The sequence below is a fragment of the Streptomyces sp. NBC_00250 genome (assembly GCF_036192275.1).
Lineage (GTDB): Bacteria > Actinomycetota > Actinomycetes > Streptomycetales > Streptomycetaceae > Streptomyces.
On record NZ_CP108088.1, the window covers coordinates 8597697 to 8611609 of the forward strand.

The 13913-nt window shown below is 72.7% G+C and carries 12 protein-coding genes; 10 read left to right on the forward strand and 2 right to left on the reverse strand.

Going from position 1 to position 13913, the window contains the following annotated elements; translation table 11 throughout:
* Positions 1-89: 89 nt before the first annotated feature.
* Complete coding sequence (locus OG259_RS38730) at positions 90-1727, reverse strand: acyl-CoA synthetase (protein WP_328946522.1); 1638 nt, start codon at positions 1725-1727, stop codon at positions 90-92.
* Between the two features lie 184 nt (positions 1728-1911).
* Between OG259_RS38730 and OG259_RS38735 the strand changes: the two genes are divergently transcribed.
* The 10 genes from OG259_RS38735 (at position 1912) to OG259_RS38780 (ending at position 11571) form a co-directional block, all read left to right on the forward strand.
* A complete protein-coding gene (locus tag OG259_RS38735; RefSeq protein ID WP_328946523.1) occupies positions 1912-2712 on the forward strand; it encodes a crotonase/enoyl-CoA hydratase family protein in 801 nt (266 codons plus the stop codon).
* A 123-nt stretch (positions 2713-2835) separates the two neighbouring features.
* Positions 2836-3795, forward strand: a complete 960-nt coding sequence (locus OG259_RS38740; protein ID WP_328946524.1) for a Zn-ribbon domain-containing OB-fold protein — start codon at positions 2836-2838, stop codon at positions 3793-3795.
* Positions 3792-4862, forward strand: a complete 1071-nt coding sequence (locus OG259_RS38745) for a thiolase domain-containing protein (RefSeq protein ID WP_328946525.1) — start codon at positions 3792-3794, stop codon at positions 4860-4862. The genes OG259_RS38740 and OG259_RS38745 overlap by 4 nt, the downstream gene beginning before the upstream one ends.
* Complete coding sequence (locus OG259_RS38750; protein ID WP_328946526.1) at positions 4852-6036, forward strand: thiolase domain-containing protein; 1185 nt, start codon at positions 4852-4854, stop codon at positions 6034-6036. The genes OG259_RS38745 and OG259_RS38750 overlap by 11 nt, the downstream gene beginning before the upstream one ends.
* Positions 6037-6109: 73 nt before the next feature.
* Positions 6110-6502, forward strand: coding sequence for an ACT domain-containing protein (locus OG259_RS38755; protein ID WP_328946527.1), 393 nt, complete (start codon positions 6110-6112; stop codon positions 6500-6502).
* Between the two features lie 48 nt (positions 6503-6550).
* Positions 6551-7132, forward strand: a complete 582-nt coding sequence (locus OG259_RS38760; protein ID WP_328946528.1) for a dihydrofolate reductase family protein — start codon at positions 6551-6553, stop codon at positions 7130-7132.
* Positions 7129-7356, forward strand: coding sequence for a hypothetical protein (locus tag OG259_RS38765; protein ID WP_328946529.1), 228 nt, complete (start codon positions 7129-7131; stop codon positions 7354-7356). The genes OG259_RS38760 and OG259_RS38765 overlap by 4 nt, the downstream gene beginning before the upstream one ends.
* 144 nt (positions 7357-7500) lie before the next feature.
* Positions 7501-10629 (forward strand): ATP-binding protein, encoded by a 3129-nt coding sequence (locus tag OG259_RS38770; RefSeq protein WP_328946530.1) that lies wholly within the window; start codon positions 7501-7503, stop codon positions 10627-10629.
* Positions 10630-10685: 56 nt separating this feature from the next.
* Positions 10686-11186 carry a hypothetical protein gene (locus OG259_RS38775; RefSeq protein ID WP_328946531.1) on the forward strand — a complete coding sequence of 167 codons (501 nt, stop codon included), beginning with the start codon at positions 10686-10688 and terminating at the stop codon, positions 11184-11186.
* Positions 11187-11202: 16 nt separating this feature from the next.
* Positions 11203-11571: an RNA-binding S4 domain-containing protein gene (locus tag OG259_RS38780; protein WP_328946532.1), complete on the forward strand. Its 369-nt coding sequence runs from the start codon at positions 11203-11205 to the stop codon at positions 11569-11571.
* Between the two features lie 69 nt (positions 11572-11640).
* Here the strand turns inward: OG259_RS38780 and OG259_RS38785 are convergent, their stop codons facing one another.
* Complete coding sequence (locus OG259_RS38785) at positions 11641-13839, reverse strand: terpene synthase family protein (RefSeq protein WP_328946533.1); 2199 nt, start codon at positions 13837-13839, stop codon at positions 11641-11643.
* Positions 13840-13913: the final 74 nt, after the last annotated feature.

A 13913-nucleotide genomic window follows, 5' to 3' on the forward strand; every position in this document is an offset into this window, starting at 1 on the left:
GATCCGGTACGGAGCGGGAGCGCCGAGCGGCGTCCGCCCACGGTGAACGCCCCGTCCTCATCAGGACGGGGCGTTCACCGTGCCACGCCTCAGGCGCGATCCTCGGCGCTCGCGTCCGCCTCCACCGCCACCGTGCGGGCCCAGCGGTAGTCCGCCTTGCCGCTGGGGGAGCGCTGGATGCGGTCGGTGAGGACCAGCTGGCGGGGGACCTTGTACCCCGCCAAACGGGGGCGGCAGTGGGTCTGGAGGGACTCCAGGTCCAGGGGAGGCGCGTCCGGGCGGAGCTGGACGACCGCGGCGACATGGTTGCCCCAGCGGGCGTCCGGCACTCCGGCGACCAGTGCGTCGTACACGTCGGGGTGGGACTTCAGCGCCTGCTCGACCTCCTCCGGATAGACCTTCTCGCCGCCCGTGTTGATGCACTGGGAGCCGCGCCCGAGGACGGTGACCACCCCGGTGTCGTCCACCGTCGCCATGTCGCCGAGGAGCACCCACCGCACCCCGTCCCGCTCGAAGAACGTCTCGGCGGTCTTCTCGGGGTCGTTGTAGTAGCCGAGCGGCACGTGGCCGCGCTGGGCCAGCCGGCCGATCTCGCCGGTGCCGACGGGGGCACGGGTCGCCGGGTCGACGACCTGGGTGCGTTCGTTGACGTGGAGCCGGAAGCCCTTGGCGGGGCCGGAGTCGTCGGTGGCGCGGCCGTTGGAACCGGACTCGGTGGAGCCGAAGTTGTTGAGCAGGAGCACGTTCGGCATCAGCTCCTGGAGCTGCGCCCGCACGGTCTCCGACATGATCGCCCCGGACGAGGAGAGGCTGAAGAGGGCGGAGAGGTCCGTGCCCTTCAGCGGCCCGCGCAGCGCGTCCACGAGGGGCCGCAGCATCGCGTCCCCGACCAGGGAGATGCTGGAGACCTTCTCCTTCTCCAAGGTGCGGAGGACTTCCTCCGGGACGTACTTGCGGTGCAGGACGACCCGCTGGCCGTAGTTGAAGGCGATGAACGCGGTCAGTGTGGAGGTGCCGTGCATGAGCGGCGGCGCGGGGAAGAAGGTGATGCCGGCGCCACCGGCCGCGACCCGCTCGGCCAGTTCCTCGGGGCGCTTCACCGGCTCGCCCGAGGGGTCGCCGCCGAAGAGTCCCGCGAAGAACAGGTCCTCCTGGCGCCACAGGACGCCCTTGGGCATCCCGGTCGTACCGCCGGTGTAGATGATGAAGAGGTCGTCCGCCGAGCGTGGCCCGAAGCCCCGCTCGGGTGATCCGCCGGCCTCCGCCCCGGTGTACGGCACGCAGTCCAGGTCGGCCGCTCCCTCGGGCGGGGTCCCCACCCTCACGAGGTGCCGCAGCTTCTCCGTCTGCGGCAGCGCCGCCGCGACCCGGTCCGTGAACTCGGCGTCGAAGACGAGTGCGGCCAGGTCGGCGTCCCGGTAGAGGTAGACCAACTCCTCTTCCACGTAACGGTAGTTCACGTTGACCGGCACGATCCGCGCCTTGAGGCAGGCGAGGACGGTCTGCAGGTACTCGATCCCGTTGTACAGGTGGAGGCCGAGGTGTTCGCCGGGCCGGATGCCCGCGTCGACGAGGTGGTGGGCGATGCGGTTGGCGGCGGCGTCGAGCCCGGCGTACGTGAGCCTGCGCTCCTCGCCCGTCCCCGGATGATCGACGTACACCAGTGCCTCGCGGTCGGGCACCGCGTCGACCACCGATTCGAACAGGTCGGCAAGGTTGTACTCCACCGTTCCTCCTGACCCCGGCTCGCGCTGACTCGTACGGGTGCGCACTGGCTCGGCGGTCATTAGAGCGCCGACCGGCGACGGGGGGAAGGGGGTGCGCAGAAGAATCTGACTGAGTGTCAGAAAACTATTGAACTGGACCCCCGGCTCCTGCAACCTGTTCCAGAACTGGAGACGGGAGACCCCCATGGGTGGCACCGAACACCTCGGCGTGCGGCGCGAAGGCGCCACGCTCGTACTCACCTTGAACCGGCCCGAGGCCAAGAACGCCCTCTCGCTGCCGATGCTCGTCGGCCTCTACGACGGCTGGCTGGAGGCCGACGCCGACGACAGCATCCGCTCCGTCGTCCTCACCGGCGCGGGCGGCACGTTCTGCGCCGGCATGGACCTCAAGGCCCTCGCCGGCAAGGGAATGGAGGGCGAGCAGTACCGGGACCGGCTCAAGGCCGACCCCGACCTGCACTGGAAGGCGATGCTGCGCCACCACCGCCCCCGCAAACCCGTCATCGCCGCCGTCGAGGGCTACTGCGTCGCGGGCGGCACCGAGATCCTCCAGGGGACGGACATCCGGGTCGCGGCCGCCTCGGCGACGTTCGGCCTCTTCGAGGTCCGGCGCGGGCTCTTCCCGATCGGCGGCTCCACGGTCCGCCTGCCCCGACAGATCGCCCGTACCCACGCCCTCGAAATGCTCCTCACGGGCCGCCCGTACACGGCCGAGGAGGCCGCACGCATCGGCCTCGTCGGACGGGTCGTCCCCGACGGCACCGCACTCGACACGGCCCTCGACATCGCCGACCGGATCAACGCCTGCGGCCCGCTCGCCGTCGAGGCCGTGAAGGCATCCGTGTACGAAACCACCGAGATGACGGAGACGGAGGGGCTGGCCGCCGAACTGAAGCGCGGGTGGCCGATCTTCGACACGGCGGACGCCAAGGAGGGGGCGCGGGCGTTCGCGGAGAAGCGGGCGCCGGAGTACCGCCGGGAGTGACCTTTCCCCACCCGGCCCCTTCCCGTGATCGGGGGCTCCGCCCCGGATCACGGGAAGGGGCCGGGTGGGGAAACGGCCCCGCGCAGCGGCCCCGTAACCCAACCCTACGAAGGAGCCCCGCTCATGAAAGCCGCCCCGCCCCCCGAAATCCTGCAAGCACCGCTCGTCGTCGAATTCCCCTTCACCCGCTCCCTCGGCCCCGTCCAGTCCGCCTTCCTCACCGGCCTGCGCGAGCGAACCGTCCTCGGCGTCCGCACCGAGACCGGCGAGATCCTCGTCCCGCCCGTCGAGTACGACCCCGCCACCGCCGCCGAGCTCCGCGACCTCGTCGAGGTCGGCGCCACCGGCACCGTCACCACCTGGGCCTGGAACCCCGAGCCCCGCACCGGGCAGCCCCTCCGGACGCCCTTCGCATGGGTCCTCGTCCGCCTCGACGGCGCCGACACCGCCCTCCTGCACGCCCTGGACGCTTCCGGCCCCGAAGCCGTCCGCTCCGGCATGCGGGTCCGGATCCGCTGGGCGGCCGAACGTTCCGGCGCGATCACGGACATCGCCTGCTTCGAGCCGTACGACAGTGACCCGACGGCCGAACCACGTCCGCACGAGGGGCGGTTCGCCGACCCCGTCACCGGCATCGTCGCCCCCGCCCGCCTCGACTACACCTACAGCCCCGGCCGCGCACAGACCCGCTATCTGCACGCCCTCGCCGAGCGCCGCACCGTCGGCGAGCGCTGCCCCTCCTGCGCCAAGGTCTACGTGCCGCCCCGCGGCGCCTGCCCCACCTGCGGCATCGCCACCACCGACCAGGTCGAGGTCGGTCCGAGCGGCACCGTCACCACCTTCTGCATCGTCAACATCAAGGCGAAGAACGCCGAGATCGACGTGCCGTACGTCTACGCACACATCGCCCTCGACGGCGCCGGGCTCGCCCTCCACGGACGCATCGCCGGCATCCCGTACGACCAGGTCCGGATGGGCCTGCGCGTCGAACCGGTGTGGAGCGAGGACGGCCGCTACCCCGACCACTACCGGCCCACCGGCGAGCCCGACGCCGACTACGACACCTACAAGGAGCTGCTGTGACGCCGCACCGGCCGGACCGAGAGGTGGCGATCGTCGCCTTCGCCCAGAGCGACCACCGCCGCCGCACCGACGACCTCTCCGAGGTCGAGATGGTCATGCCCGTCCTGCACGACGTCCTCCGGCAGACCGGACTCAAGACCTCCGACATCGGCTTCACCTGCTCCGGCTCCTCCGACTACCTGGCCGGCCGCGCCTTCTCCTTCACCATGGCCCTCGACGGTGTCGGAGCATGGCCGCCGATCTCCGAGTCCCACGTCGAGACCGACGGCGCCTGGGCGCTGTACGAGGCCTGGGTGAAGCTCCTCACCGGCGAGGCCGACACCGCCCTCGTCTACTCCTACGGCAAGTCCTCGCCCGGCTCCGTCCGCGACGTCCTCACCCGCCAGCTCGACCCCTACTACGTGGCCCCGCTCTGGCCCGACTCCGTCGCCCTCGCCGCGCTCCAGGCGCAGGCGCTCGTCGACGCCGGTGCCACCGACGAACCCGCCCTCGCCGCGATCGCCACCCGCAGCCGCGAGGACGCTGCTGCGAACCCCCACGCCCAGCTGCCCGGAGCCCGCCCCCAAGGTGAGTACCTCGTCCAGCCCCTCCGCACCGGCGACTGCCCGCCCATCGGCGACGGTGCCGCCGCCGTGATCCTCGCCGCCGGTGACCTGGCCCGAGAGATCTGCGCCCGCCCCGCCTGGATCCGGGGCATGGACCACCGCGTCGAGGCCCACTCCCTCGGCGTCCGCGACCTCACCGACTCGCCCTCCACCCGCCTCGCCGCCGAACGCGCCGGAGCCTTCGACGCGCCCGTCGACACCGCCGAACTCCACGCGCCCTTCACCTCCCAGGAGGTCGTCCTGCGCCGGGCCCTCGACCTCGACGAGAGCGTGAGGGTCAACCCGTCCGGCGGAGCGCTCGCCGCCAACCCCGTCATGGCCGCCGGCCTCATCCGGCTCGGCGAAGCCGCCGCCCGCATCCACCGGGGCGAATCCGACCGCGCCCTCGCCCACGCCACCTCAGGGCCCTGCCTCCAGCAGAACCTGGTCGCCGTCCTGGAAGGAGAGCCGCATGTCCGGTAAGGCCGTGACATCGAAAGAGTTCGTCGCCGTCGTCGGCATAGGCCAGACCAAGCACGTCGCCGCACGCAGGGACGTGTCGATCGCCGGGCTCGTCCGCGAGGCCGCCGTCCGCGCCCTGGCGGACGCGGAACTGACCTGGGCGGACATCGACGCCGTCGTCATCGGCAAGGCCCCCGATTTCTTCGAGGGCGTGATGATGCCGGAGCTGTACCTCGCCGACGCGCTCGGCGCGGTCGGCAAGCCCATGCTCCGGGTGCACACGGCCGGTTCGGTCGGCGGCTCCACCGCGCTCGTCGCCGCCAACCTGGTCGCCGCGCGCGTGCACCGGACCGTCCTCACCCTCGCGTTCGAGAAGCAGTCCGAGTCCAACGCCATGTGGGGCCTGTCCCTGCCCGTCCCCTTCCAGCAGCCGCTCCTCGCCGGCGCCGGAGGCTTCTTCGCCCCGCACGTGCGCGCGTACATGCGCCGCACCGGCGCCCCCGACACCACCGGCTCCCTCGTCGCCTACAAGGACCGGCGCAACGCGCTCAAGAACCCGTACGCCCATCTCCACGAGCACGACCTCACCCTGGAGAAGGTGCAGGCCTCCCCGATGCTCTGGGACCCGATCCGCTACTCCGAGACCTGCCCCTCCTCGGACGGCGCCTGCGCGATGATCCTCACCGACCGTACGGGCGCCGCCCGTTCGCCGCGCCCGCCCGCCTGGGTGCACGGCGGGGCGATGCGCAGCGAACCCACCCTCTTCGCGGGCAAGGACTTCGTCTCGCCCCAGGCGGGCCGGGACTGCGCCGCGGACGTCTACCGCCAGGCCGGCATCACCGACCCCCGGCGGGAGATCGACGCCGTCGAGATGTACGTACCGTTCTCCTGGTACGAACCGATGTGGCTGGAGAACCTCGGCTTCGCCGAGGAGGGCGAGGGCTGGAAGCTCACCGAGGCCGGGGTGACCGAACTCGACGGCGACCTGCCCGTGAACCCCTCCGGCGGGGTGCTCTCCACCAACCCCATCGGAGCCTCAGGGATGATCCGCTTCGCCGAGGCCGCCCTCCAGGTACGCGGGGAAGCCGGCGAGCACCAGGTCGACGGCGCACACCGGGCCCTCGGCCACGCCTACGGAGGCGGCGCCCAGTTCTTCTCCATGTGGCTCGTCGGGGACACCCCGCCCACCGGCTGAGCCGCGCCGGCCGCCTCGTCCCGCGCCCGCGCCCGTGCACGGAGCCGGCGGGCGGGCGCCTACCCTGGCGGCCATGAACGCGGAACGTGATCTGACCCGGCTCCTCGCCGGGATGCGGCCGGAACTCGACCCCGGCCGCTATGTCTTCACCACGGTGGACGGCCCCGCCCCGGCAGGGGTCGCCCCCGTCGTCACCGTAGCCGAGGACGAGGGGCTCACCCTCGTCGTACGCCAGGAGGAGGCGGACGCCGCCTCCCTCCCTTACGACTACGTGGCGGGCCGGATCACGCTGCGGGTGCACTCCGGGCTCGACGCCGTCGGGCTGACGGCCGCCGTCGCCGGGGCGCTCGCCGAGGCGGGGCTCAGCTGCAACGTGGTGGCCGGCTTCCATCACGACCACCTCTTCGTCGAACACGCCCGCGCGGAGGAGGCGCTGGCGGTGCTTGAGCGGCTCACGCGCGGCTGACGACCGGGGACGCTAATTTGGGGGCACCCCAAAGCAGAGGAGAGCACCGTGGGCAAGGTGGTCATGTACAGCTCGGTCTCGGCGGACGGCTTCGTCGCGGACGAGAATGACCAGCCCGGACCGCTGTTCGACTGGCTGTCCAGCGGTGACGTCCCGTTGGACGAGAGCGGCGTGCTGAAGGTGTCGCAGACGTCCTACGACTACATCCGGCCGTACTGGGACCAGATCGGGGCGACAGTCGTCGGCCGCCACGTCTTCGACATCACGGACGGCTGGGACGGGCAGCCTCCGGGCGGGATCGACCACGTGGTCGTCGTGACGCACCGGCCGGAGCCCGAGGGCTGGGACCCCGAGGCACCGTTCCACTTCGTCGACGGCATCGAGGCAGCCGTGGCCAAGGCGCAGGCGCTTGCGGGTGACCGCATCGTCGAGGTCGCCGCCGGCGACGTCGGTGGCCAGGTGCTTGCCGCGGGCCTGATCGACGAGGTGCGCATGGACGTCGTACCCGTCGTGTTCGGGTCCGGCAAGCGCTACTTCGGGTCGGTCCACGCGCAGCACCTGTTGGAGGATCCTGACGTGGTGATTCAGGGCAACCGGGTGCTTCACCTGCGCTATCGCGTGCGCCGGTGACCGATCTGATCGGGTACACGGAGAAGGACCACCTCTTCACCCAGCTCGGACTCGGCCCAACCGTCGTCCGCCGCGACGACGCCCCCGAGCTCGCGCCCGGCGCCCTGGACGCCCGCCACCAGCAGCGCTGTCTGCGTGCCGTCGAACGCCGCCGCCCTCGCCCGCGACCGCGCCACCGACGCCGACAGAAGGCGCTCTCCACCACTCTGTGCCGGGGCGAATGAGCCGTCTGCGCCACCGAACGCCCTTGCTTGGACGTTTGACCGCCGCAGCTCACTCCTTCGGGCGTACGCTGGGGCTTTCGCGGGGCCACCCGCTCGACGCCCTGACCGTGCGCCGGGCGTGCGCCCCCGGTGTGGGGGTGGAACGTGGCACGTCAGGACGGCGGGTCGGCCCGTCAGGGATTCGGCCTCATCGAGCGCGAGGCGGCGCTCACCGCGGCCGAGGAGGCGCTTGACCTCCTGACAGGTCTGGCGGACGAGCCGCCGTGGCCCGACCGCGTCCCCGCACCCCGCGAGGCCGCCCGTGGACCCCGCCTGGTCGCCGTGCCGAATCTGGTTCCTCAGCAGGGAACGGGCCCTCGGCCCGCGACGGGTGCCGACCACGTCCGGACCGGTGAACCCGAACGAACGGCCGATCACGCCCGGACCGGCGACTCCGCCCGACCGGGCGACCCCGCCGGCGAGGCCCCCGGCCGCCGCCCGGACACCGGCCGCGGCGGCATCCTCGCCTACGCCGCCCCCGCGGGCCTCGGCAAGACCACGCTGCTCGCCGAGATCCGCCGTCGCGCCGGCGCCCGCGGCTGCACGGTCCTCTCCGCGCGCGGCGGCGACCAGGAGCAGCGGGTCGCCTTCCACGTCGCCCGGCAGCTCCTCCAGCCGCAGCTGGCCCACGCCTCCGACGCCGAACTCCGCGAACGCCTCGGCTCCTGGTACGACATCGTCGGCCCCGCCCTCGGGCTCCGGGCCTCCGTCGAGGGCTCGCCGCCCGACCCGCAGGGACTGCGCGACGGGCTCGACTGGGTCCTCACCCATCTCGCCGTACGCCGCGCACCCCTCGTCGTCGTCCTCGACGACGTCCACTGGGCCGACCCCGAATCCCTCGGCTGGCTCGCCGCCTTCGCCCCACGCGCCGAGGAGCTGCCCATGCTCCTCGTCGTCGCCTACCGGCCCGACGAACTCCCTGCCGAGGGCGTGGAGTTCACCGGACGCAGGTCGGGGCAGCGGCCCCTCGGGCTCGCCCCGCTCACCTCCGGCGCCGTCGCCCGGCTCGTCCGCGACCGCGTCGGAGCCCACGCCGACGACACCTTCTGCCGCGACTTCTGGACCGTCACCTCCGGCAACCCCTTCGAGACGGTCGAACTCGCCGCCAAGGTCCGCGACCGAGGACTCGAACCCACCGCCGACGGCGCCCACGAGCTCCGCGACCTCGCCGCCGCCCTCAAGGGCACCGGCCTCGTCACCCGCCTCGAACGCCTCGGCCCCGCCACCGTCCGCCTCGCCTGGGCCTGCGCCGTCCTCGGCACCGAGATCTCCCCCCAGCTCGCGGGGGCCGTCGCCGGTCTCGGCGGCGAGGCGGTCGCCGAGTGCGCCGCCCGACTGCGCGAGGCCCGGGTCCTCGCCGAGACCGAAGGCCCCGACGAACCCCTCCAGTTCGTCCACCCCCTCATCGCGACCACCGTCTACCGCTCCATCCCCGCCGCCACCCGTGTGGCCCTGCACGGGCAGGCGGCCTGGTGCGTCGTCGACGCCGGCCTCGGACCCACCGCCGCCGCCCGCCACCTCCTGGAGACCCACCCCGAGGGCGACCCCTGGGTCGTGAACCAGCTGCGCGCCGCCGCCGGGGAGAACCTCCGGGCCGGAGCCCCCGACGCGGCCCGCCGCTTCCTCGCCCGCGCCCTGCGCGAGCCGCCCGCCGCCGACGACCGGGCCGCCGTCCTCTACGAACTGGGCTGCTCCTCGCTCCTCACCGAACCCGCCACCACCGTCAACCATCTGCGCGCCGCCCTGGAGGAGCCTGTCGCCGACCCGGCGCTCCGCCACGGCATCGTCTACCGCCTCTCCCAGGTCCTCGCCCACAGCGACCGGCTCGTCGAGGCCTCCGAGCTCCTCGGCCGCGAGGCCCGCAAGGCCACCGACGCCCGCAGCCGGCTGCGGATGCAGGCCGAGAAGTTCATGTGGGACGCCTTCCGCGCCGACGAACCCGAGTCGCCCGCGCGTTCCCGCCGCCTCTCGGCCCTCGCGGACCGGCTGACCGGCCGCGACCTCACCGAGCGGTACATCATCGGCCTCCGCGCCTGGGACGCCACCCTGCGCGCAGAACCCTCCGCGGTCGCCCTCCGCCATGCCGAACGCGCCCTCGAAGGGGGCCTGAGCTGGGCCGACGAGAGCCGCGGCTTCGAAGTGCCGGTCCTCGTCGCCCTCACCCACCTGTACGCCGACCGGCCCGGCCGCGCCGAGGAGCTGTTCGCCGCCGGCACCGCCGAGTTCGAGAACCAGGGCTGGCGCGGCGCCCACCTCTCCTTCGCGTACACCCTGCTCGGCTACATCCGCTACCGGCGCGGCCGCCTCGTCGAGGCCGAGGACTTCGTCCGCGCGGGCCTCCGCCTCTCCGAGCGCGTCGGACCCCGGACCCCCGCGCAGTGGTACGCGGTCGGCGCCACCATCGAGGTGCTGCTCGCCCGCGGCCGCACCGAGGAGGCCGCCAGGATCGCCGACGCCCACGACTTCGGCGAGCCCTTCCCCGCCGCCGTCACCTTCCCCGACTCCCAGACCGTCCACGCGGAACTGCTCCTGGCCCGGGGACGTACCGAGGAGGCCGCCGCCGAGCTGGCCGCCGTCGGCCGCCGCCTCGACCCGCGCGGCATGCGCAATCCGGCCTGGTGCCCCTGGCAGCTCCACCTGGCCCTCGCCGAGGCCGCCACCACCCCCGGCCGGGCCCGCGCCACCGCTCACGACGCGGTCGCGCGTGCCCGCCAGTACGGGGCGCCCTCCGCGATCGGCCAGGCGCTGCGGGTGACCGCCGAGGTGTCCGAGCCCTCCGAGCGCGTGAAGCTCCTGGAGGAGTCCGTCGACTGGCTCGACCAGTCACCCGCCGCGTACGAGCTGGCCCGCTCCCTCGTCGCCCTCGGCGCGGCCCTGCGCCGCACGGAACGCGCCGGAGAGGCCGCCGAGCACCTCTACCGCGGTCTGGAGGCCGCCCAGGACTGCGGTGCCGACGCCCTCGTCGAGGTCGCCCGCGCCGAGCTGGCGGCGGCCGGACTCCGCCCCCGAGCCCTTCATTCCGCGGGCACCGACACGCTCACCGCCCGTGAGCGCGCCGCCGCCGATCTCACCGTCCGCGACCAGGACGCCGCCGCCGTCCTGGGTCTCGACGCGACCACCGTGGCCCGTCTCCTGTCGGCCGTCTACCGCAAGCTGGGGACCGACCGCACGGGCCTCGCCCAGGCCCTGGGGAACACCGGACGGGAGCCGCGCGACCCCGCCGGACAGAGCTGACCGCCCGGAGCCGCCCGGCGCGTCGCATCGCGCGCCGGGGCACGTACCATGGCCGTATGTCCTTCCTCCGCCGCCGCAGCGCCGCCACTCCCGCGGGCCCGGACTTCGATGTCCTGGCCATGGACCCGGGGGACTGGCCCGGCAATCTCGGCGCCGGCCTGCTGCCCGCCCCCGACGGTTCCTGCCAGGGCGTCTTCCTCCGGTACGACCTGTTCGGCGGCCGCGGCCCCGCGATGATCATCGGCAATCTGCCCGAGGGCTCCCCGGCGCGCGAGCTCGCCGACGGCCAGATCCCCTTCGAGGTGGCCCAGCTCCTCGCCGCCCTCGAGAACGACGAGCCCGTCGATGTCCTCGACACCGAGGACTGCCCCGTGATGCAGGGCGACAACCTCCTCATCGTTCGTCGCCTCAAGCTCTCCGAGAGCCGTATCTCCTGCGTCCAGTTCGACCGCAGCGACAACGTCCTCGTCACGATCGCCAGTTGGGACCGGCCGATCACCGACGACCTGTACGCGCTGCTCAAGCCGCTGCCCGCCGAGCTGTTCCAGCAGGGCTGACGGGGAGCGGGGGCCGATGAGCGCACGCGTCGACAGCTGGATCTGGGCGGTCCGCCTCACCAAGACCCGTGCCCAGGCCGCCGCGGCCTGCCGGGCCGGACACGTCAAGGTCAACGGCGAACGGGCCAAGCCCGCCCAGCCGGTGAAGCCCGGCGACGAGGTCCGGCTCTTCCACGGCGGACGGGAGCGGATCGTCGAGGTCAAGGTGCTCCACGCCAAGCGGATCGGCCCGCCGGTCGCCGCCGAGGCGTACGTGGACAACAGCCCGCCCCCGCCGCCGCGCGAGCAGGTGGCCGTCGCCGCCGTACGCGACCGGGGCACCGGACGCCCCACCAAGCGCGACCGCCGCGAACTCGACGAGCTGCGCGGTGGCCGCCGCGCCTGAGCCGCACCGGCCGGAGGGCCGCCCCGGGACTGCCCCGGTGGCGGCCCTCCGCCGTATCGACGGTCGGTGTCAGCGCGCCGCGGATCCCAGCAGCGACGCCACCCGCGCCGCCGACGTCCCCAGGCCCGTCGGCCCCCGGCCCACCAGCGGTGTCCCGCTGCCCGAGTTAACGTCCTCGGCGCGGTAACGCCGCACCTCCCGATGCCAGTTGAGGATCCCCGCGAGCCAGTCCTCCAGCTCCCGCAGATACCCCTCGAAGGCTGCCCTCCCTGCCGCGTCCAGGCCGAACTCCTCGTACATCAGCGGGACTTCACGGGCCTTCAGATGCTCGTACTGGCGCAGCCGACCCCGCATCAGATCGTCGACCATGGCCACCGCGGTCGGGTAGTCGCAGTCGAAGAACTTCTGGAGCACCAGAACGCCGTTGTGCACCTCGCCCTCGACCTCGATCTCCTTCTGGTACGAGAACAGGTCGTTGATCAGCGTCCCGTAGTCCATGACCGCGTTCTCCAGAGCGCGCACGGTGCCCGAGCGGTACAGCTCCGGCGGCAGCACCTCCGTGTGCCCCAACCGGCACATCAGCGTGGTCAGTTCCGAGCCGAAGGTGCTGCGCCGCATCTCGATGTAGTCGACGGGATCGGGAACCCGGTGCTGGATCTGGTTGTGCAGCTCCCACATCCAGCTGTCCAGCATGACGTCGAGCGCGTACCGCAACTGGACGCGGGCGTCCGGCGCCATCGGTCCCGCGGTGCGTGCCCAGAGATCGGCGAGCGAGCGCTCCAACGGGTTCACGGCGAGCGTCGCCCCGGCGGCCGGATCGGCAACCGTCAGGCAGGACTTGAAACGGTCGGTCTGCTCCCTCGCGCCGATGAGGTCGCGGGTCCGTCCGAAGACCGAAGGGTAGTAGTCGTCCGCGTACGTGCCCCAGGTCAGCCACTCCGCGCTGAGCTCCAGCTCCTCCGGCGTGGCGTCCGGATCGAGCCCGGCCGAGCACAGTGCCAGGTCGAAGCCCTCCGCCATCGGCCGGTCCCAGATGTCGTCCAGGAGACCGAACCGCTCGGCCCAGTCCAGGGAGAGCCGCCGAGCCTCGGCGTGGTGCGGGCTGAGCGTCAGCGGGTACGGCAGGTCGAAATCGGGCAGCAGCGACGGCCCCACCGGCTGGTGCGGTACGTGCGTGAGCGCCCGCAGCCGGGACGCGGCCGGGCGCCCGAAAAGGGTGCGGACGTCGAGCGCGGAGGTGCCGATGACCCCGTCGAGATGCGAAGGCCCGCCGACCATTCCCTCGTTCATGTAGCGGCTGGAACGCATGTGCCACTCGTGCCCGCCGGACTGCCAGTCCTGGAGCCCCTTGGCGTACGCGGTCACGGCGGCGCACTGGGCCGCGTCGAGGCCCTTCTCGGCGGCGAGCAGCGGTACTTCGGTGAGCGCCGTGTTCTCGAACTGCTGCAGCCGTGAGGTCAGCAGGTCGTTGACGGCGTCGGCCGCCTCCTGGGTCGTACAGCCGAGGAACTTCTCCAGGACCAGGACGCCGTTGCTGTTCTCGCCCTCGTCCTCCACCTCGCGCTGGTACGAGAAGAGGTCGTTGCGCAGGTGGACGGCGTCAGAGAAGGCGTCCCTGAGCACCCGCAGCGGCCGGGAGTACGCCACCTGGGCGGGGACCTCCGCCCCCGCCGCGTACTCGACGAGACCGGCGGACCAGGGCGCGCCCCCCACCTTGCGCCGCATCTCGATGTACTCGACGGGGTTGGCGATCCGCCCGTCGTTGATGTTGTCGAGCTCCCAGAGCGACTCGTACAGGAGGTGCTCCGTCGCCTCCGCGAACCGCACCCGCCAGCCCCCGGACATCGAGGGAACGGTTCGTCGCCAGAGGTCGGCGAGACCCGCCTCGACGGGGTTGGTGGGCTCGGGCATGCCCGCCGCCGGGTCCGCCGGCATGAACAGCGGCAGCCGGTCCAGGTACGTCTTGCCGCCCGCCCGGTCCTGGGGCCGCTTGAAGACCTCCAGGAAATGGTCGTCGAAGAAGAACACCCAGGTGTACCAGTCCGTGACGAGGTTCAGCGCCTCCTCGTCGCAGTCGGGATGCGTGTACGAGCAGAGCAGCGCGTAGTCGTGGGAGTCGAGATCCTGCTGCTCCCAGACCCCCGAACCCTCCAGCATCCCCATCTCCCGCGCCCAGTCCCGGGTGTGCGTGCGGGCGGCCTCCACATGGGGATTGAGCCGCGCCGGATACGGAACATAGAAATCCGGCATAACGAAGGGCTGAGGCATCTGCTGGGGGGCCTTCCGGTGAGCACGAGCTGTTGTCCGGCCCACCTTTACCCGTCGCCCGTACGGCGCACGCG

Bases quoted from the DNA above. Each gene is read 5' to 3' on its own strand.
- OG259_RS38735 (WP_328946523.1), top strand. From the start codon at position 1,912: ATGGGTGGCACCGAACACCTCGGCGTGCGGCGCGAAGGCGCCACGCTC.
- OG259_RS38740 (WP_328946524.1), top strand. From the start codon at position 2,836: ATGAAAGCCGCCCCGCCCCCCGAAATCCTGCAAGCACCGCTCGTCGTC.
- OG259_RS38750 (WP_328946526.1), top strand. From the start codon at position 4,852: ATGTCCGGTAAGGCCGTGACATCGAAAGAGTTCGTCGCCGTCGTCGGC.
- OG259_RS38755 (WP_328946527.1), top strand. From the start codon at position 6,110: ATGAACGCGGAACGTGATCTGACCCGGCTCCTCGCCGGGATGCGGCCG.
- OG259_RS38775 (WP_328946531.1), top strand. From the start codon at position 10,686: ATGTCCTTCCTCCGCCGCCGCAGCGCCGCCACTCCCGCGGGCCCGGAC.
- OG259_RS38780 (WP_328946532.1), top strand. From the start codon at position 11,203: ATGAGCGCACGCGTCGACAGCTGGATCTGGGCGGTCCGCCTCACCAAG.
- OG259_RS38785 (WP_328946533.1), bottom strand. From the start codon at position 13,839: ATGCCTCAGCCCTTCGTTATGCCGGATTTCTATGTTCCGTATCCGGCG.